Annotated in this window: 19 protein-coding genes and 1 tRNA gene; 12 read left to right on the top strand and 8 right to left on the bottom strand. The window is 60.5% G+C overall.

Going from position 1 to position 23,921, the window contains the following annotated elements:
- Positions 1-88 precede the first annotated feature (88 nt).
- The gene (locus JQS30_RS16005) at positions 89-1,507 is read right to left on the bottom strand and encodes an AAA family ATPase (protein ID WP_213171236.1); all 1,419 of its coding nucleotides are present in this window, start codon (positions 1,505-1,507) and stop codon (positions 89-91) included.
- A gap of 92 nt (positions 1,508-1,599) precedes the next feature.
- Here JQS30_RS16005 and JQS30_RS16010 point away from each other — a divergent pair.
- Positions 1,600-1,721 (top strand) — tRNA-Phe (locus tag JQS30_RS16010).
- A gap of 286 nt (positions 1,722-2,007) precedes the next feature.
- Here JQS30_RS16010 and JQS30_RS16015 read toward each other — a convergent pair.
- From JQS30_RS16015 to JQS30_RS16025, 3 genes are all read right to left on the bottom strand, one after another.
- On the bottom strand, positions 2,008-3,384 hold the full coding sequence (locus tag JQS30_RS16015) for an ATP-binding protein (RefSeq protein ID WP_213171237.1): 1,377 nt from the start codon (positions 3,382-3,384) through the stop codon (positions 2,008-2,010).
- Positions 3,385-3,558: 174 nt separating this feature from the next.
- Positions 3,559-6,048 (bottom strand): FtsX-like permease family protein, encoded by a 2,490-nt coding sequence (locus JQS30_RS16020; protein ID WP_213171238.1) that lies wholly within the window; start codon positions 6,046-6,048, stop codon positions 3,559-3,561.
- On the bottom strand, positions 6,048-6,797 hold the full coding sequence (locus JQS30_RS16025) for an ABC transporter ATP-binding protein (RefSeq protein WP_213171239.1): 750 nt from the start codon (positions 6,795-6,797) through the stop codon (positions 6,048-6,050). Before JQS30_RS16025 ends, JQS30_RS16020 begins: the two co-directional genes overlap by 1 nt.
- A 109-nt stretch (positions 6,798-6,906) precedes the next feature.
- On the opposite strand from JQS30_RS16025, the gene JQS30_RS16030 reads away from it, so the two are divergent.
- A complete protein-coding gene (locus tag JQS30_RS16030; protein ID WP_213171240.1) occupies positions 6,907-8,091 on the top strand; it encodes a sensor histidine kinase in 1,185 nt (394 codons plus the stop codon).
- Positions 8,088-8,750: a response regulator gene (locus JQS30_RS16035; RefSeq protein WP_213171241.1), complete on the top strand. Its 663-nt coding sequence runs from the start codon at positions 8,088-8,090 to the stop codon at positions 8,748-8,750. Before JQS30_RS16030 ends, JQS30_RS16035 begins: the two co-directional genes overlap by 4 nt.
- A gap of 439 nt (positions 8,751-9,189) precedes the next feature.
- On the opposite strand, the gene JQS30_RS16040 is transcribed toward JQS30_RS16035, so the two are convergent.
- Entirely contained in the window at positions 9,190-10,047 is an 858-nt protein-coding gene (locus JQS30_RS16040; RefSeq protein ID WP_213171242.1) for a hypothetical protein, read from the bottom strand.
- 377 nt (positions 10,048-10,424) lie between these two features.
- Here JQS30_RS16040 and JQS30_RS16045 point away from each other — a divergent pair, with 377 nt between their 5' ends.
- Genes JQS30_RS16045 through JQS30_RS16055 form a run of 3 tightly spaced genes read left to right on the top strand, consistent with a single transcriptional unit; the run spans position 10,425 to position 13,655 of the window.
- Entirely contained in the window at positions 10,425-11,216 is a 792-nt protein-coding gene (locus JQS30_RS16045) for a TetR/AcrR family transcriptional regulator (protein ID WP_213171243.1), read from the top strand.
- Positions 11,146-12,054, top strand: a complete 909-nt coding sequence (locus tag JQS30_RS16050) for an ABC transporter ATP-binding protein (RefSeq protein WP_213171244.1) — start codon at positions 11,146-11,148, stop codon at positions 12,052-12,054. Before JQS30_RS16045 ends, JQS30_RS16050 begins: the two co-directional genes overlap by 71 nt.
- A complete protein-coding gene (locus JQS30_RS16055; protein ID WP_213171245.1) occupies positions 12,051-13,655 on the top strand; it encodes an ABC transporter permease in 1,605 nt (534 codons plus the stop codon). Before JQS30_RS16050 ends, JQS30_RS16055 begins: the two co-directional genes overlap by 4 nt.
- A 475-nt stretch (positions 13,656-14,130) precedes the next feature.
- On the opposite strand, the gene JQS30_RS16060 is transcribed toward JQS30_RS16055, so the two are convergent.
- The 3 genes from JQS30_RS16060 to JQS30_RS16070 form a co-directional block, all read right to left on the bottom strand.
- A complete protein-coding gene (locus JQS30_RS16060) occupies positions 14,131-15,525 on the bottom strand; it encodes an aldehyde dehydrogenase family protein (RefSeq protein ID WP_213171246.1) in 1,395 nt (464 codons plus the stop codon).
- A gap of 81 nt (positions 15,526-15,606) precedes the next feature.
- Complete coding sequence (locus JQS30_RS16065) at positions 15,607-17,172, bottom strand: SLC13 family permease (RefSeq protein ID WP_213171247.1); 1,566 nt, start codon at positions 17,170-17,172, stop codon at positions 15,607-15,609.
- Between the two features lie 373 nt (positions 17,173-17,545).
- A complete protein-coding gene (locus tag JQS30_RS16070; protein WP_213171248.1) occupies positions 17,546-19,018 on the bottom strand; it encodes a catalase in 1,473 nt (490 codons plus the stop codon).
- Between the two features lie 200 nt (positions 19,019-19,218).
- On the opposite strand from JQS30_RS16070, the gene JQS30_RS16075 reads away from it, so the two are divergent.
- The 6 genes from JQS30_RS16075 (at position 19,219) to JQS30_RS16100 (ending at position 23,872) form a co-directional block, all read left to right on the top strand.
- The gene (locus JQS30_RS16075; RefSeq protein WP_343076231.1) at positions 19,219-19,629 is read left to right on the top strand and encodes a Fur family transcriptional regulator; all 411 of its coding nucleotides are present in this window, start codon (positions 19,219-19,221) and stop codon (positions 19,627-19,629) included.
- Positions 19,630-20,480: 851 nt separating this feature from the next.
- Complete coding sequence (locus JQS30_RS16080) at positions 20,481-21,299, top strand: AfsR/SARP family transcriptional regulator (RefSeq protein ID WP_246497953.1); 819 nt, start codon at positions 20,481-20,483, stop codon at positions 21,297-21,299.
- Between the two features lie 120 nt (positions 21,300-21,419).
- On the top strand, positions 21,420-22,166 hold the full coding sequence (locus tag JQS30_RS16085) for a thioredoxin-like domain-containing protein (RefSeq protein WP_213171251.1): 747 nt from the start codon (positions 21,420-21,422) through the stop codon (positions 22,164-22,166).
- Positions 22,163-22,669 carry a hypothetical protein gene (locus tag JQS30_RS16090; protein WP_213171252.1) on the top strand — a complete coding sequence of 169 codons (507 nt, stop codon included), beginning with the start codon at positions 22,163-22,165 and terminating at the stop codon, positions 22,667-22,669. The genes JQS30_RS16085 and JQS30_RS16090 overlap by 4 nt, the downstream gene beginning before the upstream one ends.
- A 675-nt stretch (positions 22,670-23,344) precedes the next feature.
- Positions 23,345-23,581: a mersacidin/lichenicidin family type 2 lantibiotic gene (locus JQS30_RS16095; protein WP_213171253.1), complete on the top strand. Its 237-nt coding sequence runs from the start codon at positions 23,345-23,347 to the stop codon at positions 23,579-23,581.
- A 45-nt stretch (positions 23,582-23,626) separates the two neighbouring features.
- Positions 23,627-23,872, top strand: coding sequence for a mersacidin/lichenicidin family type 2 lantibiotic (locus JQS30_RS16100; RefSeq protein ID WP_213171254.1), 246 nt, complete (start codon positions 23,627-23,629; stop codon positions 23,870-23,872).
- Positions 23,873-23,921: the final 49 nt, after the last annotated feature.

Raw genomic sequence — 23,921 nt, forward strand, 5'->3', positions numbered from 1 at the left:
AACAGGCGTCGATATTCCTTGCGAGATTTTCTGGATTTACGTTGAGATTTATGCAAAAGGGCAGATTCAAGGCCGCAGGAGGCGAAGTTTACGCAGGTAAACGAGCCGACGAGAACGAAGAAGGTGCCTTTTGCATAAACCTCGTTGCTGTTTTGCCACTGCGGGGGGCCTTCTTCTCGATCAGCGGAGCCAGTGATCCGGGGGCGAGTCGAGGGGTGCCGCCGTAACGTCCAAGGAGGTATCGTTTGGCGACGTTGGCGTCTCGATGTCGAGGGAAATCTGCCAGGCAGGATAGCTCCGTGGCCCCGTCATATGACTTGTCGGTAAACCACACCTGCTCTGGTTCGAGGTCGGTGTCGCTGAGCGGAGACAGGATGTAGGCATCATGGCTCGTGAACAATAGCTGTGCCCGCTTTGGATTCAAGTCAGGGTCTTCGAAAACGCTCAGGAGCACGTCGAGAAGATGCGGGTGGAGACTGGAGTCAATCTCATCCACGCAGTACAGACCTCCCTTGCGAAGGACCTCAAGCGCGGGAACCATGACCGCGAGCCAGGCAATCGTCCCGTTGCTCTCATCGTGGAATGAGAATGCCGGACGATCTTCACCGACCCCACGGTGGGTGAAGAGCAGATTCCTTATGACCATGTCGGATACTTTGTCGCCCAGCTCGAAACGAGGAGTCGCCGCGTCTTCCTCCTCTGCTCCTTCCTCGGAGGCAACCTCTATATCATCTTGGAATTTTCCAATAAACACCCTAAGCGCTTCCCGAACATTCTCTGGAAGTTCTTCTTCTTGTACAGATACTTTCTCGACTCCGATATCGGCAACCTGAAGCAGGGTCTCGATGTCCTCAAAGGTGATGGTGCCATCTACCAAGGAATCGGCGATCGATCTAAGACGGTGTTCGCGATGGGTGTCCTTCACTGAAACCAAATCAAATGATTCCACTAGATTGTTCGCGATCGGTGCTAGCTGCGGGTGTTCCAAAAGCAGCGCTCGGCTCATCACCAACTCACGGCGAGTGACCTTCCCGACTGAGCGAAACTTGGGGTGCAGGTACAGAGTGCCTTTGTCGGACTCTCTTTCAAACACAGTTCGCCATCGTGTATTCGGGACATCCCGCAGCCACTCACGTGCTATACCATTGGCGTCCACTTCAAATCCATATAGGTGGCGCTTTCCGTCATAGACAAAATCCAGCTCGAAGGTGCTCGTCTCAACCGCTGGGGAATTGTCGAGGGCAAACGGTTCCCACCGCATTGACTTTGCAGCCTGCCAGGTCGTTGACGAATTGAGGATCGCGGAGAACGTGTAGCCAAGGGCGTCCAGAAGCGCGGATTTACCAGTCGCGTTCCCACCGAAGATTCCGGCTAGTGGGTAGACGTAGCTCTCCCACTCCTGGCCCTCTTTCGGTTTAAGGGTGCGAAGCGCTGGTCGGATGAAGTCCAGAGTGAGCTCGTCACGGATGCTCTTGTGGTTCCTCACCGTGAAGCTGAGCAAGATCATAGGACGACAATATCAGTTAAAGACGTCAATTTCATCGTTTTTCGCGTGAGAAAGGGCTCAAAGGTAGGTAACTTAATCACAACTGGACAAGTGACCAGGTAGGTTGCATGATGAGGTGTGTCAAGAACTCGCAGGGCAGAATTTCACTGAGGAGGCCACGAGCGTCCGCCTGAAAAGCGGAAGGTCGCCGGTTCGATCCCGGCCCTGGCCACCAGGAATGCGGCCCGCTTACCAGCTAAACGTTTGGTCGGCGGGTTTTCTTATGCGGACTGACCGATGGTGCCATGCCCGGCTCGCACCAGTCAGCTACCAGTGCATACGACCCAAGGCGGGCAAATCCTGTTTGCGGCAAAAGCCGCCAAGCCCCTGACCCAGTTGGTGACTTCACTGAGGCTTATGCGAAAGCGCAGGCCCAAGACCGCAGCAGACGAAGTTTACGCAGCCAAAAGCGCCCACGACGCCGAAGGTGTCGTTTATACAAACGTCGCAGCCGAGGGAAGTCATGCTCGGGCGGAGAATATGTCGGCTGCGGTGAAGGTCCAGACTTCCTCGGGTGCGTCCTCGACTGATTCGCGGGCGGCGATGGCGAACCGAAGGGTTTCCGGGTCGTCGACTAGGTTCGTGGCTTTGGTTCGCATGCGGTTGAGAAGACGTTGAGCCCGAACTTTTTTTGCCCACTTGGCTTCCCCGACCAGGACGGGAGTTCTCCCCCTTCCCGCCAAGACCACGGCGTCGAGTTCGTCTTTTCCGTCTCCGCGCCACCATGGGCCGATGTCGACGGTTTCAGGGTCAATTTCTACTGCGCGAAGCGATAGGTGGTCGCGGAATGCCTGCTCCCAGGCGATACCCATGAAATCGTCAAGTGAAGACATGACGGCAGGAAGGACCGTTTCGGGTGAACCGGCCTCTATCCTGGAGTGATACCTCATGAGTACACCTAGATGAAAGCGCAGAAAGCTGTCCCTGATGCGATAAATTCTCCGTCGATGCTTTGCCGGATCTTCGGTTACGGGTATAACGCGGTCGATCAGGCGCAGTTGAGTCAACCTCTCGATGGTGCGCGTTGGGTCAGTGCCCACTGCGTCAGCAATCTCGTGGAATCGGGTTCGTCCAGCGGCGATCGCGGAAAGGACTTGGCTGGTTAGTCGACCGGAGCCAAGTTCTGTGGCAAGGACGAGTTTGCCCTCGTTGTACAAGGGTGTTTCACCGCTGAGCAGGAGCCGGGTCAGGTTTTCGCCGATGGTGGCGTCTTGGTCCCACATGGTCAAATAGAGCGGAATACCTCCCAGAATGCCGTAAACAAGTGCCCGGTCGGCTGGAGATAGCCGGGTGAGTATCTCTGACACTTCGTGGGGGCGGAATGGGTGGAGCTGCATAGTCAGGTCGAACCGGCCGTAGAGGGGAGCACGGTACTCCTGCATCTGCCACATAGCCCTCATAGATGAACCGCTCAAGAGAATCTTAAGTTTGGGTTGACCGCCATGCCGGTCGAGCTCTGCGCGCATGAGACCAGGGAGCTCAGGGCTGCCGGCCAGGAGTTCAGGGAACTCGTCTAGGACCAGTAGCAAGGGAGCTTCCTCGGCTCGTGCCGCTAGGAACCGAAAAGCGTCTCTCCAGTCGCGGAACGGCTGTTCGATGAGATCTCGTTCCGGGGTGCTGAGAAAGGCTGCTTCTTCAGACAGTCCTTGCAGCTCTAGTTCGGCAGTCCCACCAATTCCGGTGTAAAAGACCATGCGTTTGTCTTGGGCGAAGTGCGTGATCAGGGCTGTCTTCCCGACGCGGCGACGGCCCCAGATGAGTCCGGGCCTTGATCGTTCAGCCTTCCACCACCGGTCGAGTGTTGCGAGTTCGGACCTTCTGTTAACAAAACCAGCCATAGATGTAGCCTATGCTGCATGTAGGCTACATTGTATGTAGGTTAGGCACTTGCGGACCCGACTCAGCTGCGCCGCGACAAGCTCTTCGGGCTCGACTGTTGTTCCGATGCTGGCCAGGAACCCACTTGGAACCGCAAGATTCCATATAGCCCTTCGCTACGCAAAAATCTTTGCCTAAAACACCGGGCGGCGAAGGGCAAATCGAGTGGGCAGCAGCACCGCGACCACGGTGATAGCCACGCTACCGATCACTACCACTGGCAGCAGCCACCAAGGCAACGTGGGCTCAAAACTGCCGGTCAGCCCATGGCTAAACGGGACCAAGGTGGCTGCGGCGATCAACAAACCCATAAAAGTCCCCCATAGGGCGATCACAACCGCCTCCCACCGCATCATGCGCCTGATCTGGGTTCCGGTTGCTCCGACCAGACGCAGCAACCGGAAGTCCCCACGGCGTTCGCCCGTTGCCAGGACCAGGCTGTTAACCGCCGCGGCCACCATGAACGCCACCAGCAAGCCCACGAACATCAAGTTGACCGGCTGCTCGGTGTCGACCGCCGCCGCCTCCTTCCGTGCCTCATAGGCCGCGCGATCCAAGGACTGAGCGCCAGGAATGGAGGCCACGAACTCAGTATCGACTTCTCCAGCGATGAGCACCTGAGTTGCGGCGGGTTCGGTCAAGAACGCGCTGACATGGTCGATGTCGACAACAACATCACCGAAACCAAGGGACCTTTCGTAAATGGCTCCCACCTCGACCGAGTCTTTAGTCCCGTCGCCCCACCACACGTCGAGTGAGTCCGAGACGCCCGACCCAGTAGTCCGCGCCAATTCCCGTGAAATCCCCACCACGGTCCCGGCTACCGCCTCAAGTGATCCATCAGAGACATCAAGATCGAGCACGTCGCCAATCCCGTCGGCCGAGACGGCCACCGCAGCACCCATCTGAAAGTACGGTTCGTCGAACGTCTCCGTCCGCATCACCCCTGCGGTCGTCGGCTGGAACGCAACCACAGCCTCGCTGCCCGGCACGTCGCGAATTCGCCTCAGCAAATCCCCCGAGATACCCGCAGGCGCTTCGATCACGAAATCGGCCTGGAACCGGTCGCGGTCCTGCTGATCGGTGGCCGCGGATTCGGTGCTCTGCACACCGATCATCACCACGGACAACGCGCTGGCCAGCGCCAAGGGGGTCGCGGCTGAGGCGAGTCGTCGTGTCCGGGTGCGCAGGTGCGCTTTGGCGAGGAACCCGGCCACGTCTAGCCGGCCGACTATGGCTCCGCCAAGGTAGGCCGGAATTCGGGCCAGGATCGGGCCAACTGCGGCAATACCGCACAACAGCAGCAGCATGACTCCGACACTCGCGGCTGCGCCGTCCTCGCCTGGGAGCCTGCCAGCCAGGAAGCTTAGACCCAGACCGCCAATGATCAATACGAATCCGAGCAGCGTGCGGAGGAGCCCGATGCGACGTGGTTCCAACGTTGCCTCGGCCACGGCCGCAGTTGGGTGGATCCGCGCGGACCGGCGGCTACCGAACCAGGCTGCGGTCACTGCGGCGACGATACTGGCGCCTGTAGCGATGAGGACAGGGTAGGCACTCCAGCGCAGTACCGTGTCTGGTCTGATCACCCCGACCGTTTGCAGGACGCCGAACATGATCTGTCCTAGCAGCAGGCCCGGAAGGGCACCGAGGATGCCCGCGAGCACTGCGAGGATCGCGGCCTCGGCGACCAGCATGCGCCGCACTTGGCGGGTTGTGGCCCCGATCGCTCGCATCATGGCGGTCTCGCGGGAACGTTGCATGATCGTCATGCCAAGGGTCGCCATGACTACGAAGATCGACAGGATCAGTGCGGTCCCGCCGAACCCGCCGCCGAGTTCGATCAACTCGGCGTCCAGTCCGAACTGCGCAAGCGCTTCGGGCCGGGATCGGTCGGGTCCGCTGAATATGGTTGCTCGATCGGGCAGTATTGCCGCGATATTGTTCGCGGTCTCGTCTAGGTCGGCACCGTCGGTGAGGAAGACGCCGATAGCGTCTGCGCGGTCTGGATTGAGGGTCAACGAGGCGAGTCGCTCATCGGTGAAGAAGACCGCTTGCAGCCGATCTGCCGGGCGGTCACTGGCGTTGGCGATTCCGACCACTGTGAGGTCAAGGCCTCCTTCGGAGGTTCCGACCCGGACGGTGTCGCCCACTGACCAGCCTGTTGCGGATGTGATCCGTTGGTCCACGGCGATTTCGGCTTCGGTTTGTGGGGCTCGCCCGTCGGTCATGGCGAGGGGCCACAGCTCGGCACTGTTCCAGCTCTGCCCGACGGCAGTCTCGGCATTGTCCCCGTCGCCGACAGTGACGGTCACTGCCCGATCGACCACGACGTTCTCGACCCCGTCGATGGCGGCTATGTCGCTGGCGAGGCTTGAGTCGAGCTGCACGCGTTCGGTGAGCAAGGTTGAATCTCCGTCGCCGTGCGGCGGTGCCATGCGTTGGTCACCGGCCACGACGAGGTCGGTGGCGGCGAATCGCTCGGGAGTAACTTGGCCGCGCATCCCCGTTTCCACGAGTACTCCGCTGGCTGTGACAACAGTGACCGCCATGGTGAGGACGAGGAGGCTGCTGACGAACGTGCGCATCCGTCCCCGGACGGTCTGCATGGCGATCTGGAGCATTAGCGCACCGCCGGACCGGTGATGCGGGTCAGCTCGGCCGCTATTGCCTCGGCCGGTGAGGCGGGCAGAGTTCTCACGATCCGCCCATCGGCCAGAAACAGGACGGCGTCGGCATGCGAGGCTACCTGTGGGTCGTGAGTGACCATGATGATCGTCTGGCCGCTCTCGTCGACCGTTGCACGGAATATCTCAAGTACCTCTCGGCCGCTTCGTAGGTCGAGCGCGCCAGTTGGTTCGTCGGCGAACATCACCTCAGGCTGGGTGACTACCGCTCGGGCGACTGCGACTCGCTGCTGTTGTCCGCCGGATAGTTCGGCGGGCCGCCTGTGCGCGAACTCGGCTAGGCCGACCTGCCGAAGCGCTGCGTCGATGAGACGGTCGTCGATCGCCGTCCCATTCAAACGCAGTGGTAGTTCGACATTCTGCGTCACTGTCAGTGCCGACATCAGGTTGAATTGCTGGAACACGAATCCGATCCGCTGGCGGCGTAGGATCGTGCGTTTCTGTTCACTGAGCCGCGTGAGGTCGGTGTCGCCCAGCCACACCCGACCGCGTTGTGGCCGATCAAGCCCGGCGGCGCACTGCAACAGTGTGCTTTTCCCGGAACCCGAGGGCCCCATGATGGCCGTGAAGGTGCCGACGCGGAATGCCTGGGAGACCTCGCGAAGCGCTTGAACGGGTGGTTTTCCCGGGTAGCTCTTACTGACTGACTCAAGCCAGACAGCGGCCCCGGCATTGGAACGTGACATAGCGATGACGCTAGCTCGCGTTGAGGCGGGCACGCATCGACAGTGGGACGGATCGTTTCTCCCACTTAAGACGGAGGCGACCGTCTGCGTCGCTGCGTACGCTGAATTCATGTTCCGAGAAAGCGCTGTGCTCCGTAGCCCGCGATACCGTGTGCTCGTCGACGTGTTCGGCGCTGCTGTTTTCGTGGTGTTTGCTGTGGACAGTGCTCGGATGGAGGGGCAGACTGGCGGGCTCGGCGTCACCCGCGATCTCGGAGTGGACACCGTTATCCTCGTGCTCGCCATGACAGTCCCATTGGCCGTTCGTCGTCAGTTTCCGCGTTCGGTCGCTGTCGTCACGAGTGCCGCTGCGGCTGTCGCCGTTGCCGCTGGTCACCCGATTGGCATCGGCCCCCTGGGCGCGGTACTGGCTTTGTTCAGCCTGGCTTACCTGACACCTGTCCGCTCGACCGTCGGGGTGGGATTGCCCGCCTGCCTGGCCCTTAGTGGGAGTCTAATCTGGACCACTGGCATTTCCTACCTCACGGTGACCGTTGGCAACACCATTTTGATCCCTCTGGCCGTTGTCGCCGGAGCGCTCCTGCGCCTACGCGGCGAACAGCGCGAGATGCTCCTAGCGCAGAATCGTGAACTCGAAGCCGCTCGTGCGGCGCACATCCGGTCGGCTGTCAAGGAAGAGCGACTGCGGATCGCCCGCGAGGTCCACGACGCTGTGGGCCATTCCTTGGTGGGAATCACCCTTCAGGCAAGAGCGGCTGGCAAACGGATCGAGCATGATCCGGCTCGCGCTGCCGCGTCACTGGAGGAGATCGAGAGCCTGGCGCAGAGCGCGCTGGACGAGACTCGGTTGGCGGTCTCGACGATCCGCCAGGGTGCCGCGCCAACCGGTCCCTCCCTACAGCTCAATGAGGCGAGCCTGTCGGTGCTCGTCCAGGCTATGAGTGGACCGGATCACCACATCGATCTTTTCGTGACCGGCTCGATGGCCGCACTCGACCCCGAGGTCGAACGGGCCGCGCTGCGGATCTTGCAGGAGTCGCTGAGCAACGTGGTGCGGCACGCGGGCCCGGCCAGAGCCTCGGTCGTGGTCCATGTTGACGACGAGGCGGTGCGGATTGAGGTGACCAACAACGGTGACTGCGATGCTGCGGCTGCGCCAGGTTCAGGGCTGGTCGGGATGACTGAACGTGCCGAGCTCCTCGGCGGCCACCTAGAAGCCGGGCCCACCGCCGACGGTTGGCGTGTTCACGCGCGCCTTCCTCGGCACCTGTCGCCCAGAACGGGGATAATATGACCATCCGTCTACTTCTTGCCGATGATCAGAAGGTCGTCCGGGCGGGGTTTCGCGCGTTGCTGGAGGACGAACCGGGTCTGGAGATCGTCGCCGAGGCAAGGGACGGTCTCGAAGCAGTTGAGTTGGCCACCAAGTACCAAGCGTCGATTGTGCTGATGGACGTGCGCATGCCGCGGCTGGATGGTATCGAGGCGACGCGGCGGCTCACAAAAGCCGGTACCGACAGTCCGGATGTCATCGTCGTAACGACCTTCGATGACGATGAGTACGTCTACGGTGCGCTGCGGTCCGGGGCCGCTGGATTCCTACTCAAGGACACTCCGGCGGAGACGCTCGTCAACGCGATCCGCGCGGTCGACGCTGGCCATGGCCTGATCATGCCTCAGGTCACGCGGCGGGTCATCTCCCGTTTCGCCGCGCTCAGCCCAGATCCTGGGCGTACCGGCGACCTTGACGCTCTCACTCCGCGCGAACGCGATGTGCTCGTGCAGGTGGCCCGCGGCGGTTCGAACGCTGAGATCGCCAGGGCGCTGTTCGTTGAGGAGGCGACCGTGAAGTCGCACGTGTCGAGCATCCTGCTTAAGCTCGGGTTGCAAAGCCGCGTTCAGGCGGTCATCTGTGCCTACGAGACCGGCCTGGTGACGGCGGGAGGCCGCTGATCTTGATCCTCGATGTTCGGCAACCGTGGTTTCGACCGGTCCTTGAACTCGTCGAAAAGACTGAGCGGCATCTCGCTCCCGCACGGAGGTTTAGCCCCAGGCTCAATGATTGAGTTTTATTGTTGCCTGACTCAGACCCGGTCGCGCCCGTATAGCTGGTCTAGTCCGATCAGCACCACGTCCTCGCGGCCAGCCATGTTTCGCAGCTCATTGGTGAAACCCGACCCGCTGAACAGGGCCAACTTCGTACTCGCGGGTCTTGGTCGGACATGTCACTTGGTTTTCGGCTGTTTCACCACGACTACAGTTAGTTGAACTACAGTTCAACTAACTGTAGTTCAACTTTATTATCCCTGCATAAACGCTGTTTCCTGGTCCGAGACCACGGCTAGAAAAGCGCGCTGGTGTGCCCATTTGGGCGAGTCGACTCCGGTGAAAGCTAGGAGGACATAATGGCCCAGGTCCCTCGAGCGTTCACCGTTACCACTGCGGGCCCAGACGTCACGGCTACCGTGCCCTCATAGTTGCCGATTTCGTTTGCCAAGAGATCCCAGCCAACCAGCGAGTCACTGATATACGTGACGATAAAATTCCCTTCACCTTGGTGAGTGAGCGCCCAGTTGGCTGCCCCACCACTGTATTGGTATACGCCGTCGCCTTGGGACTCCTCAGGATCGCCCAGCTTTGGTGCGTCAGCGATGGGCGCGATCGTGACTTCCCATGGGCCATCGGCGGTAATCTGCAACGAAGCCGAGTCCATGCCGAGCCAATCGAGACCGTACGCGCTGGTGCCTTCGTAGTTGCCAATCGTGTTCACTAGGAGATCCGACATCTCATTACTCTCGTCGAGAGTGGTGAGGATGAAGTTTGACGAACCAGTGTGGCTGGCGGTAACGATTCCTTGCCCAGCGGGCAAGTCAATCACGCTGTCACCCGAACCAGACTCGGTGAAGGCTGCAAAAACGGGGAAGGTCGATGAAAAATAGTCCGCCTCGCTCTCCTCCTCAGCTTCGGTACCGGCTTCAACGTCGTTCTCTTCCTCGTCGATGTCGGATGCGACCGAAGAATCTTCATCATTGTCCGCAGAGTCGGAGTCCAATTCTGTTCCGACCAAGACGAACGCGAGCGCCCCAAAGCAGCACACGCCAACGACGCCAACGATCCCGAGGGTTATCGCCCACCAACGCAGGTACCAAGGATTCTTTTTGACGTAATAAGGCACAGCCCCTCCCGGTGCTGGCTGGCCTGGCTGGGGCTGGCCTGGCTGGGGCTGCTGGTAATAGTATTCGTTGCTCATGACGGGAACCTTTCGAGCCAGTGCCAGTATCGAGAAGTTCCGCCGCCGTCGGAGAGAATTCTAATGAGAAACCGAACGCTGATAGTGGCTGTATTTACAGGGTAAACCTGGCATACGGCCACGTACTCCTTTCGTGAAACACAAGGCTTCGATCAAAAGCAAGGTTGCGGCATGTGAATCGATCAGCCCCCGCTACCTGTACATACGCAGGGAACGTGGCTTCTTGATGCTCACAACCACCGCGAGTCTTAGCCCGTCAAGTCGAGCATGGCGCGACTACGCGCGGCGAGGTTGGTTTCACACTCCGAATGAGCTGCACAAACACAACGTAAGGAAGTCAGTTGACCAAAGCTATACACTCGTATAGCATTTGATACATGCGTATAGCCCCGTCCGATGATGACCTCTCCTCCGCCGCACGCATCCGCAATGCCGCCATCGAGCTATTCGCGCGCGACGGGTTCGACACCGGCCTGCGGGCGATAGCCAACCACGCCGATGTCTCACTAGGACTCATACGCCACCACTACGGATCAAAAGACGGCCTGCGCTCCGCCTGCGACGCCCACATCCTCAGCGTGGTGGAAGGTCTCATGGCGGCCAAGTTCGACTCCGAGAACCCCACCGCGACCTTCATACAGCAACTGGCTTCGTCCGCCGAATACACCACCCTCACTCGCTACATGGTCCGCGACCTCCAAGCTGGCGGACAATTCGCCCGCGACTTCATGGAACGCCTCATCGAACACACCCAGACGTATCTGGAGCGAGGCGTCGAGCTGGGAACGTTGAAACCAAGCATCGACCCCGCCGGGCGAGCTCGCTTCCTCACCAACGCGGCTATGGGAAGCATGCTGATCGAATTCGGTCTCTTGTCCGATCAATCCACCGAAGCCACCTGGCAGCAATACGTTGACCGGGTCACCCTCCCGGCCCTGGAGCTATACACCCAAGGGCTCTTCACCGACCGACAAATGCTCGACGCCTACCTCAGCTATGTATCGGATCCGCCCGAGCGCGACGCCGAGGCGCAACCCGACGCCGAGTTAGCGCCTCGCCCGCCAACCATCACACGTCACCCCCAGAAGGGTCCCGATTATGTCCACAGTCATCAACATTTCCAAGCTCACCAAGACATTCGGCTCCGTCACCGCTTTGAGCGAACTTGACATGAGCGTCCAATCCGGAGAAATAGCCGCGTTCCTCGGCCCCAACGGGGCCGGGAAGTCCACCGCGATCCGCGTCCTATTGGGCCTGCTCAAGGCCGACTCGGGCAACATCGACCTGCTCGGCTCCGACCCTTGGCACGACTCGGTCGACCTACACCGCCGCTTGGCCTACGTTCCCGGCGACGTCACGCTGTGGCCCAACCTCACCGGGGGCGAGGCCATCGACATTCTGTGCCGCCTGCGAGGAAACGTCGATTCCAAGCGCCGAGAGGAACTTATCGAGCGTTTCCGACTCGACCCCAGAAAGAAGGGTCGCACCTACTCGAAGGGAAACCGGCAAAAGGTAGCGCTGATCTCCGCCCTCGCCGCCGACGTGGAGCTGTACATACTCGACGAACCCACCTCGGGGCTCGACCCGCTGATGGAGGCGGCATTCCAAGAATTCATCGGCGAACTCAAATCCGAGGGGCGCACCGTCCTTCTCTCCAGCCATATCCTGGCCGAGGTCGAGAAGCTGTGCGACACCGTCACCATCATTCGCGACGGAGTCACCGTGCAGTCGGGTCGCCTCGAAGAGCTGCGCCACCTGACCCGCAGCAGCGTCACCGTCACCACCGCCGAGGACGCCAGCGCCATCGCCAACATGGACGGCGTTCACAGCTTCAAACTGGAAGGCTCCCGGGCCTCGTTCTCGCTGGACACCGACCACAGCCAAGCGGTCATGAAGGAACTGGCGGACCTGGGAATCCTCAACTTGGTGAGCAATCCGCCGTCCTTGGAAGAGCTATTCATGCGCCACTACGGCAACGGCGCTGAGGCCCAGCAGGTGCAATCATGAAGGAACTGACCGCCACTGGCACCTTGTTGCGCCTAAATCTGCGGCGCGACCGCATCAAGCTTCCCGCCTGGGTTATCGGCCTCGCGTTCATGGCGTTCTACTTCTCCAACGCGATCACGCTGGCCTATCCGTCCCAAGAGGACCTATCCGCCATCGTCAGCTTCATGCAGGGCCCAGCGGGAACCATCATGACCGGGCCGGGCTACGGCCTGGATGACCCGTCATATTCCACTGTCTTCGCGGCCGTCTACGGGTTTTACCTGCTCATAGGCGCGGCGTTCATGAACGTCCTACTAATCGTGCGCCATACCCGCCAAGAGGAGGAGACCGGACGCACCGAAATGACACGATCCAGTGTGGTCGGTCGACACAGTCCTCTCGCCGCCGCCATGCTGCTAGCGCTCATCGCCAACGCCGCGTTGGGAATCCTCATCGCGGTAGCGATGAGCGGGACCGGCTACGGCGCCAGTGGAGTAATACTCTTTGGGGCCTCCGTGGCCAGCGTGGGCCTGGTGTTCGCCGCGTTGACCTCAATCGCCGTCCAGGCAGTCGAGCACGCCCGTACCGCCACGGCCATCGGCTCGGCCCTCATCGGTGCCGCCGTGGTGATTCGGGGCGCGGGCGATGTCTTGGAAGAACAAGGCAGCGCACTGTCGTGGTTCTCCCCCTTCGCCTGGGCTCAACAGACCCGGGTCTTCGTCGACCCCCGCTGGTGGCCGCTGGTGTTGTGCCTAGCGTTGGCCGTCCTCAGCGTGCTGGTCGCCTACGCCCTGGAATCTCGCCGCGATGTCGGCGCTGGTTTCGTGGCCCCCCGATTGGGCAGAAACTCGGCCACCAAGCGACTGTCGAACCCGTTGGCGTTGGCTATGCGACTGGACCGCAGCAACATCATCGGCTGGGCCGTGGGCCTGGGCATCGCCGGGTTGCTCTATGGGTCATTGGCCGATTCGGTACAGCAAAGTTTCACCGACCTGCCTGAGAATATGGTCGCGGTGATGGGCGGCGACGAGACCCAGATGCTGGAAGGCTTCCTGTCGATCATGGTGTTCTTCACCTCGACGCTGGCGGCCTGTTACGCGATCGTCTCGGTACACCGGCTGAGCTCCGAGGAGAATTCGGGGCGAGCCGAAGCTATCTTGTCCACGGCCGTCAGTCGCCTCACGTGGGTTACCTCAAGCCTGGCGACGGCTTTGATCGGCGCGTTCACGCTACTAGTGGCCGCCGGGTTTTCGATGGGCTTGGCCGTGGCGTTGGTGTTGGGTGAGGCTCGGTATGTGCCGGAACTCCTGGTCGGACACCTGGCATATCTACCGGCCATTGCCGTGATCATCGCGTTGGCCGGTCTCGGTTTCGCGTTGGGGCCCAAGTATCTCAACCTGGCCTGGTTCGTGGCCATCTATGGCATCGTGATGGGTTACTTCGGCCCGCTGCTGGACCCACCGGAGCTGTTCTTGCAACTGTCGCCGTTTGAGCATGTGGCACGAGTTCCGTCCGATTCGCTACAGGCGTGGCCATTGGTCGCCCTTGCGCTGGTGGCGCTCATTGTCGCCTCTGGCGCGGTGGGGTTGTTCCGTCGTCGGGATATGACAACCGCGGCTTAAACTGGCCGCCGTCAGTCGGCCGGCTCGGCCTGTACCCACGCGGTTGACACCGCGTGGTGTGGGCCGGGTCGGCCTTTGTCCGCGAGGTGAATGCTGGGGTCGAGTGGGGGCATGGTCTCAGGCGCTGGTGGCCCGGCGATCTTTCTGAGGCTTGGATGGGGAGTCTTCGCTGCTGTGCCGCGCTTTTTCCCAGACGGCATCGTCATTGGGGCAACCTTCTGCCACCATCGTCTCGGACTCTATTTCTACGGACGCGTGCTCGCTGACCACGTCCTGGGCCCTAGTTCGACTGACTTTTCGAGGTTTGTTGAACATGCTGCAACCTCCTTGGTCCTCTTGGCCCGATGCTAACAACGCGAGCACCTCTCAGGGCTGGATTGGCCTAATCGGGCCCTCGTTGTCCGAAGTCCGACGATGGCGCATCCCGAAAACAGCTGTGCCCCGGGGTTACCGGGGCACAGGATGACGAGGCCGCCTATCGCAGTCGCCGGATGATCGAATCCTTTAGCTGCCGGAACGGCGGGTAGACCGCGCGCAGCGTGTCCGGGTGCAGTGGCTTGTCGACCACTGACTTGATGTGACTGAAGGTGTCGATCGTGTATTCGCCGTGGTAGGCGCCGCTGCCAGATTCTCCGACCCCACCGAATGGCAGGTTCGGAACCTCGAATTGCACCATGGGCGCCCCGAAGCCCACGCCTCCAGAGGAGGTGCGGGTCAGCAGCCGCCGTTTGGTCAAGTCCGAGCGGGTGAAGGCGTACAGCGCCAGTGGCTTTTCACGTGCGTTGACGAAGTCGACGGCTTGGTCGATGTTGTCCAGCTCGACCACTGGCAGGATCGGCCCGAAGATTTCCTCCTGCATCACCGGCGACTCGGGGTCGACGTTGCTCAGTACGGTCGGAGCCACATAGCGGGTGTCGCGGTTGTAGCCGCCCCCGAATTCACATCGTCCCTGTCGCAGGTAGGCGGTGAGGCGGTCGAAGTGTTTCTCGTTGACGATGCGCCCATAGTCCGGGCTGGCCGCCGGCGAATGCCCGTACATCGATTGGACTGCCGAGTGCAGGTGACCGATGAGCTCTTGCCCGCTGCCGCCGAGGGCAATCACGTAGTCGGGGGCGATGCAGGTCTGTCCGGCATTGAGGAACTTCGCCCAGGCGATGCGCTTGGCCGTGGTCTTCATGTCAACCGGTGGCTCCACAATGGCCGGAGACTTGCCGCCTAGTTCCAAGGTCGTCGTCGTAAGGTGCTTGGCCGCGGCCGCGGCCACGATGCGCCCCACTCTCGCCGATCCGGTGAAGAAAATGTGGTCGAACTTCTCGTCCAACAAGTCTTCGGCCACCTCGGCCCCGCCTTGCACCACGCACACGGCTCGGTTGTCCACATAGTCATTGATGAGCTTGGCCAGCAGGCGCGAGACGATCGGAGTCTGTTCGGAGGGCTTCAACACCACGCAGTTGCCAGCGGCTAGGGCTCCCGCCAACGGACCCAAAGTCAGCTGAACCGGATAGTTGAACGGCCCGATGATCAAGACGAGCCCCAGGGGTTCTCGCAGTGTGTAGGCTTTGCCCGGCTGCAAGTGCAGCGGCGTGTGGACTCGCTGCGGCCGAGTCCAGGAACGCAGGTTCTTCAACATGTGGCTGATGCTGGAGCCGACGTGATCGACCTCGGTCATGAATGCCTCAGTCGCGGGCTTGCCAAGGTCGGAGGCAAGTGCGTCGGCTAGGTCGCTGCGGTGGTCGTGCAACAACTGCCGCAGGGCCCGGAGCTGTTCGAGCCGCCACGGGATCGGTTTCGTGTGCCCGGTGGCGTAGTGGTCGCGGAGCTGTTGGATGTCGTTGACGCCAAGGTCGTCGCGTTCAGAGTGGGTGGCCATGGGCCTACTTTAGCGAGTTGGTGCGATCGGCGATGTTCCGTTAAGGGAGGGGCCGCAATCTTTGGCCCCTCCCCACTTTCCTTACAGTGCGATATCGAAGACCCAGCTGGCCAGCGCGTACATTCCTAGAAGGACAACCACGAGGCTGATGATGTTCAGCACGGCACCGGCTTTCACCATCTGTCCGATGCGGACTTGCCCGGAGCCGAACACGATCGCGTTGGGTGGGGTGGCGACCGGCAGCATGAACGCGAAGGTCGCCGCGAGCGCGGTGGGGATGACTAGGGCCAACACGGGTAGTCCCAGTCCCATGCCGATTCCGGCCATGACGGGTAGGAAGGTGGCTGCGGTGGCGGTGTTCGAGGTCAGTTCGGTCAGCAGGAGGACGGTGGCGGCGACGACGAGGATGAGCAGCCACACGGGGACTCCGTCGAGGAATCCGACTTGTTGGCCGATCCATACGCTGAGGTCGGTTTGGGTGAATTGGCTGGACAGGGAGAGGCCGCCGCCGAAGAGCAGCAGGATTCCCCACGGGAGGGTTTTCGCGGTGTCCCAGTCCATTGCCTTATTGCCTTGGGAGTCGATGGGCAGCAGGAATAGCAAGATGGCGATGAACACGGCGATGCCGCCGTCTGAGACCACGTCGAGCCAGGCGAAGCGTTCGACGAGGCCGTCGTTTTGGGCCAGGATGCCGAAGGTGATCCAGGAGCTGGAGGCGAGCACGAAGACTCCCAGCACGGTCCATTCGCCGCGGGTGATGGGGCCCAGTTCGCGCAGTTGTTCTTTGATGAGTTCGCGGCTTCCGGCCAGCTTTTGGATCGTGGGTGGGTAGATGATCTTGGTGAGGACGAACCAGGCGATGACCATGAAGATGGCGGCCAGGGGTAGGCCCACCATCATCCATTGGGCGAAGCTGATGTTGATGTCGTGGTTTTCGCTCAGGAAGCCGGCCATGAGGGCGTTCGGTGGGGTGCCGATGATGGTGGAGACTGAGCCGATGGAGGCGGCGTAGGCGATGCCGAGCATGAGCGCGGTCGCGAAGTTCTTGTCGGTGGTTTCTTGGCCGTCTTTGCCGTTGCTGACGAGGGCGAGCACGGCTAGCCCCACTGGCAGCATCATGATCGTGGTGGCGGTGTTGCTCACCCACATGGTGACGAATCCGGTGGCGATCATGAATCCGCCGATCAGGGCGGCGGGGCTGTTGCCGACGACGCTGAGGACGGCTAGGGCGAAGCGCCGGTGCAGGTTGACCTTCTGCATGGCGAGGGCGAGGATGAATCCGCCCATGAACAGGAAGATGATTTGGTTGGCGTAGGGCGAGGCTACGGCGGCGATGCCGACGTAGCCGTCTTCGCCGACTATGGTGCCGTCTTCGTCGCGGGAGAAGCTGGTCAGGAAGGGGAAGGCGACCAGTGGCACTAGGGCGGTGACGGGTAGGGGGATGGCTTCGGTCATCCACCAGATGGCCATGAGGGTGGCGGTGGCGGCGACGATGGCGGCGGAGTTGTTGAGGGTGTCGGGGAGGAGAAGGTAGACGGCGATGGCGGCTAGGGGGCCGAGAGTGAGTCCGATGAGTCTGCGCCGTCGGTCGCGTTCGTCGACTTCGGGTTCCGTCGTGACGGTGGGTTCCTTGGTGTGGGTGGTCACGTGTGACTCCTGAGGTTGTGTTTCACGTGCGCTAATTGCTCACAGAGTTATCCCAATCACAGCTAAAATCAATGACCCTCTAGGTAACGGTTCGATAAATCTCTCCCGCTTCCTGGAAAAACATCATGCTTACCCTTTGTGGCCGACGAATAGGGCGCTAGTTTCTTCTCTGCCATGGCGATATGCGTTTTCTGCGGCGGGTCCGGTGGGCCGATTGCTGTGCTGTGGGGTGTGGGCCGCGCACGCAGAAGCCGGCCGGAACCATGTGGTTCCGGCCGGCCATACCCTACTTAGCGGAAGGTCTGTTGTCCCTGGGTCGGGTTCTCCTCTAGCGGTTGTGCTGGCACAGCCGCAGAGTTAAACCGGGGACGTGTTACTTCTGGCGACGTTCGCTCACCGCGGCGGTGAGTCGCTTGCCGAAGTCTTCGTCGGCGTTGGCGAAGTTGGAGATCGCCCGGTCGACGATGTCGTCTCGCGAGACCAGTGAGATCGAGTCCGCCAGGTTGGTGATCAGGCGTTCCTTTTCGTCGTCGCTCATGAGTCGGTACAGGTTGCCCGCCTGGACGAAGTCGTTGTCGTCGGCGTGTTTGGGTGTCTCCCATTCCCCGGTCTGGCCAGAGACCTCGATGGGTTTCCACAGCGGCTGGCCGGTTTCGTACGGGCCTCCAAAGGAGTTTGGCTCGTAGTTCTTCTGCCCGCCGTGTCGTCCGTCGTAGTGGAATCCGTCGCGGTTTCCGTTGCGGGCGGTCGTGGCCTTCGGTTGGTTGACCGGTAGGTGGTCTCCGTTGACGCCCACGCGGTAGCGGTGTGCGTCTCCGTAGGAGAAGAGGCGGCCTTGCAGCATCTTGTCCGGGCTGGGCCCGATCCCGGGCACGAAGTGTGCCGGGGAGAAAATGGACTGTTCGACTTCGGCGAAGACGTTGTCGGGGTTGCGGTTGAGTTCCAGCTTTCCGATTTCGATCTTCGGGTAGTCGCCTTGCGGCCATACCTTGGTGAGGTCGAATGGGTTGAACCGGTAGTTCGCCGCTTCGGCCTCGGGCATGACCTGTACGTACACCGTCCAGCTCGGGTAGTCGCCACGCTCGATGGATTCGCGCAGGTCCCGCTGGTGGGAGTCTGGGTCTTCACCGGCAAGCTTGTCGGCTTCGGCTTGGGTGAGGCACTTGATGCCCTGGTCGGTCTTGAAGTGGTACTTCACCCAGAAGACCTCGCCGGCCTCGTTGACCCACTGGTAGGTGTGGGAGCCGAAGCCGTCCATGTTTCGGTAGGACGCCGGAATGCCGCGGTCGCCAAATAGCCAGGTCACTTGGTGGGTCGACTCTGGGCTGAGTCCCCAGAAGTCCCATACGTTGTCTGGTTCTTGTGATCCGGTGTACGGGTCGCGCTTTTGTGTGTGGATGAAGTCGGGGAACTTGATGGTGTCGCGGATGAAGAACACCGGCGTGTTGTTTCCGACTAGGTCGTAGTTGCCCTCTTCGGTGTAGAACTTCAGCGCGAATCCGCGCGGGTCACGCACGGCGTCGGGCGACCCAAGGTTTCCGGCCACGGTGGAGAACCGTAGGAACGTCTCGGTTTCTTTGCCCACTCCGGAGAGGAACGCGGCCCTGGTGTACTTGCTCACATCCGCGGTGACGGTGAAGGTTCCGTACGCTCCGGCGCCGCGCGCGTGGACGACGCGCTCCGGGATGCGTTCGCGGTTGAAGTGGGCCAGTTTTTCCAGCAGCACTTGGTCTTGAATGAGCAGCGGTCCGCCGACTCCGGCCGCCTCGCTCTGGTTGTTGCTTGATACCGGAGCACCAGACTCAGTGGTCAGGGGCCCGGCGGTGTTGTCCAGCGCCTCGCTCATAGTTCTTTCCTCGCAATGTGGTTTCTCGTAGTGCCCGATGTAAAGGAAGTGTGCCGCGTCGGTGGCTCGATCGTGTCCACTTCCCTCGAACAAGACCTATCTTAGACCGAGTCTAAGTCAAGATCTAGTCTATACTTAAAAGAGTTCGAGCCGGAGCGGCTAGAATGGTCACGTCCCACAACCGCATCGGAAAGATCACCATGAGCGACCTGATTGAGAGGCTGCGAGACCGGCAGTGGCGGATGACGCCGCAGCGTAGAGCTATTGCCGAGACCCTAGATGGCAGCCACGTGCACTACACGGCAGAGGAGATTCACCGCCTCGCCAACGAAAGGCTGCCCGAAATCTCGCGCGCGACGGTCTATAACACCCTCAACGAGATGGTCTCCCTGGGCGAAGTGCTTGAAGTCACCGTCGATGGCCGCAGCAAGCGTTACGACCCCAACGTCGAACACGACCACCACCACCTGGTGTGCGACGAGTGCGGAACCGTGCGCGACGTCCACCCCAATGGAAACCCGGCCAACTGGCTCCCCGGCGACGAACGACACGGCTTTGCCGTGCGCGATGCGGACATCATCTTCCGCGGCCTGTGCCCCGACTGCCAGTAACCCCTTCCCCGCCCCCGCACAACACCCGCCCCCGGTTCAGCTGTGGGCGAGTTGAAGTACCGCTGCGCCCCGAGCCAACACGGACGACCGCCGCATAGGCTCCCAGGGCCGCCACCTCGCAGAGAAACCCCTGGGCCCACTCCCCTCAGCCGCTTGGCGACCCCTGCTTATACGAGAACCATGCCAACGGCACCACCTTCAGGGCTTTAATTTTCAGCAAGCCGCAGCGGGCGGCTTGCGATTCGATCGACGCCATTTCCTAGTGGCCGCTCTTCGCTTGCCCCATGCCCCATGCCCCATGCCCCAGGGAACGCTTTATGAAAGCGCTTTCATAAAGCGTTCAGAACTAATACTGCTGATATTCCATTTAATATTCGCGCAATAGGAAATCGCTTTGATAGCAGGAAAGCCCGTTCTTCAACTACGAACGTGACATTTACTCGAATTATCCTCGGCCACCACTTGAAGTCACTCCGGACATATGTAAGTATCAGGGTCATCCCATGATTCATCGGTCTCTAGTTTGCTCACATGACACGACGGATCAACCAGGAAACACAGACTATGACCTGAGCAGGGCCTCCATATGCCTGTGTCGTCCACTTGGGCTGGCAAATAGTCCTATTTGCCAGATGCGCACCATTTGCGACCTGAGTGGGATGGCACGAACACAGACTGTCCACAACTGACTAGCCGGGATCAAAAATGACATGAATATGCGAATCTTTGGATATTTTTTAGAGTCTATGAATGGCATCACCCCATGCTGTTCAGCGCAGGAGGAAACAGATATCACGAGCGTTGGCTCGTGACTTTGGAAGCTGACATCCTTTTCGTTGAAAGATGCACACATGTACTTCAAAACTCTAGGATCATTTACTATTTCAGGTCCGTCCGATGACCTGCACATAACTTCACTGACTCAACGAGCACTTTTGGTCGCCCTATTGTACGAGTCCGGCTCCCCCGTACCCACCAGGAGACTCCTAGAATGCATGTGGGACTCCCCGCCCGCCTCCGCCAGAGCCAATCTAAGAACCCAAATTGCTCGCACCCGCACCCTCCTCAACCAGGTCGAACCCGACGGCGGCCAGCGGCTGGAGACTCGACGCGGCCCTGAAGCCTCCTACCAGCTCCGGATTAATGCCGATGAACTTGATTTCTACCGATTTCGGTACTCCTCCATGCGGGGTCGGCAATCGTTGGGTCAGTGCGACTATTCCCAAGCAATTACCGAGCTGACCCAGGCGTTGACCTACTGGAGCGGGTCGTTGACCGAAGGTCTCCCCCCCACGAAATGGTGCCGGTCCGCCGGAGCTGGTCTCCATGCCGAGTATCTACGCGTAAAACAAGACCTCATTGCCGCTGAGCTATTGGGCCACACCCGCCGAGCGCTCGACTTTGACATTGAGAACCTCCTACACGAGGAACCCTCCAACACCGACACCTGGGTGATACTCGCCGCGGCACGATTCTTCAATCAGGGCCCCATCAAGGCTCTCGATGTCATTCGGGACTGCCGAAGCATGTTCACCGACGAGTACGGGATCGAACTTCCCGAACCGGTCTCTGTAATGCAAAAAGCGGTCCTCGACCAAGACGAAGGCCTCGTTCGACGCTGCATCCTGCAAAAATACGAATCACCTCGTCTAGTCCACAGCGCCCCTTGACTGCCACGATCGTCCGCCAGGCACTGCGAGATCACCTCACGTGAAAGGCGGATGGGTTGAGGCGCCCATACCTCAAAACTGCCGCCCATCGGCACCATCGAGAACGGAGCCACCCCAAACATGTCCGCATCTCACTCAACCAACGATGGGCACCCACGACGGCGCTTCGCGCTTCATGCTCTGTCCCTCGCCATGGTCGCCGTCCTGGTAATTGCCCTGGTGGCCGCGTATCGCATGATGTATGGAGACGCAGCCGAGGCCTCCTCAGACGGGCAGGATGGCACCGCAGAGGCTGGGGCCTCCGCAGAGTTCCTAGACGACGTCATCACCTACTACGATGACTTCGACGGATATTGGGAGACAGTCGAGGCAGTCCAGGACGGTCTGATCTCAGAATCTGACCTCACCCACCCGTGGGTACTGGACCGCGACCATGTCGACACCGACGTCAGCTATCCGGTCACGCCACCGGCAGGGGGACCGCACAACTCTATTTGGCAAGAATGCACGGGCACCGTCTACTCTGATCCGGTCTTGGACGTGCACGCCGTCCATAGTTTGGAGCATGGCGCGGTATGGCTCACGTATGATCCCTCCGCCATAGACGCGCCCGACATTATGGCGTTGGCCGAAACCATCAGCGAATTTACCTACACGTTCATGAGTCCATATCCAGGTCAGGAGGCCACGGTGTCGCTACAGGCTTGGGGCGCCCAACTTCCGCTGGAGGACGTCGACATCACTGTCGTGACGGCCTTCATCACCCATTACCGACTCAATGAGCACACCTCACCGGAGCCGTTTGGCCCCTGCTCAGCGGGAACCACCGAGACCTCAGCGACGACCGACGAACCGGCAGATTCATGAGCAGGAGGGATCGCCAAAGCCTGCGTTCACGCCTGCGAACGCTCTCCAACCTGGAACTGATCAACATCGTCTGGATAGCGGTGGCGGTGTTCGTCCTGCTAGATGTGCCTCGCAGCCTCCCCAACGTACTCGGTTTCGGCCTGGTCGCACTGTTGCTCGGGCAAGGGGCGGCCTATTGGGCCGCGAAAGTCCGTCAGATCGAGGACAGTCAGCCCCGGCCCCGGCACCTGGCCCTCTTCCGTGCCCTCCAACCGATCAATGTGACGGCGCTGGTGTTGGCGGGTGCCTACGTGGGGTGGGCCGCGATTACCTCGCCAGGAGCGTCGACTTTGCCAGGGCTAATATTCTTGGCCCTGGCCATCGCCGAATACGTCAACTACTTCCACTGGCAACTTATGCACGACTCTGCCTCAGATGTACGGTTTCTTATTCGGCATCGGCGGCTGCGGCGCTCAGCGCTCTATCGAGATATTCGGCAACACACCGCCGCATCTCCATTATGATCGTTCGCCCGAGGCGAACCCCGGGCCGTTGGTGGAACCCACCTGAGAGAGGGTCGTTCGCGCGAGACTGCCCGATTCAATTCTTGTCATGTGCAGACCGCACCTGACAAGGAGGCTTATGCAAAAATGCAGATTCAAGGCCGCAGGAGGCGAAGTTTACGCAGGTAAGCGAGCCGACGAGATCGCGGAAAGTGCCTTTTGTAAGAGCTTCTATCAGGTTTGTTTCCGGGGCGAGGATGGTGTGCTGTCAGTGCGTGGGGAGGCGGAGGCCCTTGTCCATATCCGCTGGGTATGGACAAGGGCCGACAACGCGGCCAGGCGCGACATCACACCACCGCAGTAGGAAGAGAAACCTGATAGAAGCTCTAAGCCTCAAGGTCCGATTTCTCATCGTTCATGCGAATTCCTATACTTTCCTCCGGGCTTGAATGCGCACGCCTGCACAAGTCCCGATTTTTATCAGATGCCTTCGGCGCAGCGCGGACAATTTCGCGCATTCTTCCTAATTGGCGCAAATATTATTTAGTTGTGCCCACTACCCCAACTTGCGTATAGCAATATGCGGCAGTGATGCAGCGCATATGCATCACTTGTGCCCACACATGGAAAGGTCACCTCCACAGCACTAATTGTCATCAACAGTGCTGATTCCACAGAGGAAGTGAGGTGAACAAAATGAACGCAATTCGCGCTTGGAAAGACCCCGAGTACCGCGCCGGCCTCAGCAACGAGGAACTGGCCGAACTCCCGGCTAACCCCGTCGGCATCGCCGAGCTTCCCGAGGGACAGCTCGACTCCGTCGGTGGTGGAACCACCTGGGGCTGCGCCACGGTCACGCTGACCGTGACTGTCTGCTCTCCAACCAACACCATGTGTGGCAGCTGCTCCTGGGGAACCAGTGGCTGCTGTTAATACCCCCCTGGAACGGATTCGTTCCCAAAATAAAGGAAAACCACAATGGACAAGATTAGGGCCTGGAAAGACCCAGAATATCGTCGTTCACTCGGGAACGACGCGCCCGACCACCCTGTGGGCCAGCCCGGCCTTGAGCCGATCACCGACGCCGAGCTAACTGACGTCGGCGTCGGAGGCGCTTCGGGAACCGGTCACATCGGAACCATGGGTTGCTGCTGGTGCCTCCCCTGGTACTCCGGCTGGACCCGTTGCGGCCTGGTCTGCAACCCGAAGCAGCCTTGCGCCTAACTGAAATATAAGACGCTTGTCTTACTTACGGTGCAAACCTGATCGGCAA

Origin of the sequence: Natronoglycomyces albus, assembly GCF_016925535.1 — a bacterium.
Classification (GTDB): domain Bacteria; phylum Actinomycetota; class Actinomycetes; order Mycobacteriales; family Micromonosporaceae; genus Natronoglycomyces; species Natronoglycomyces albus.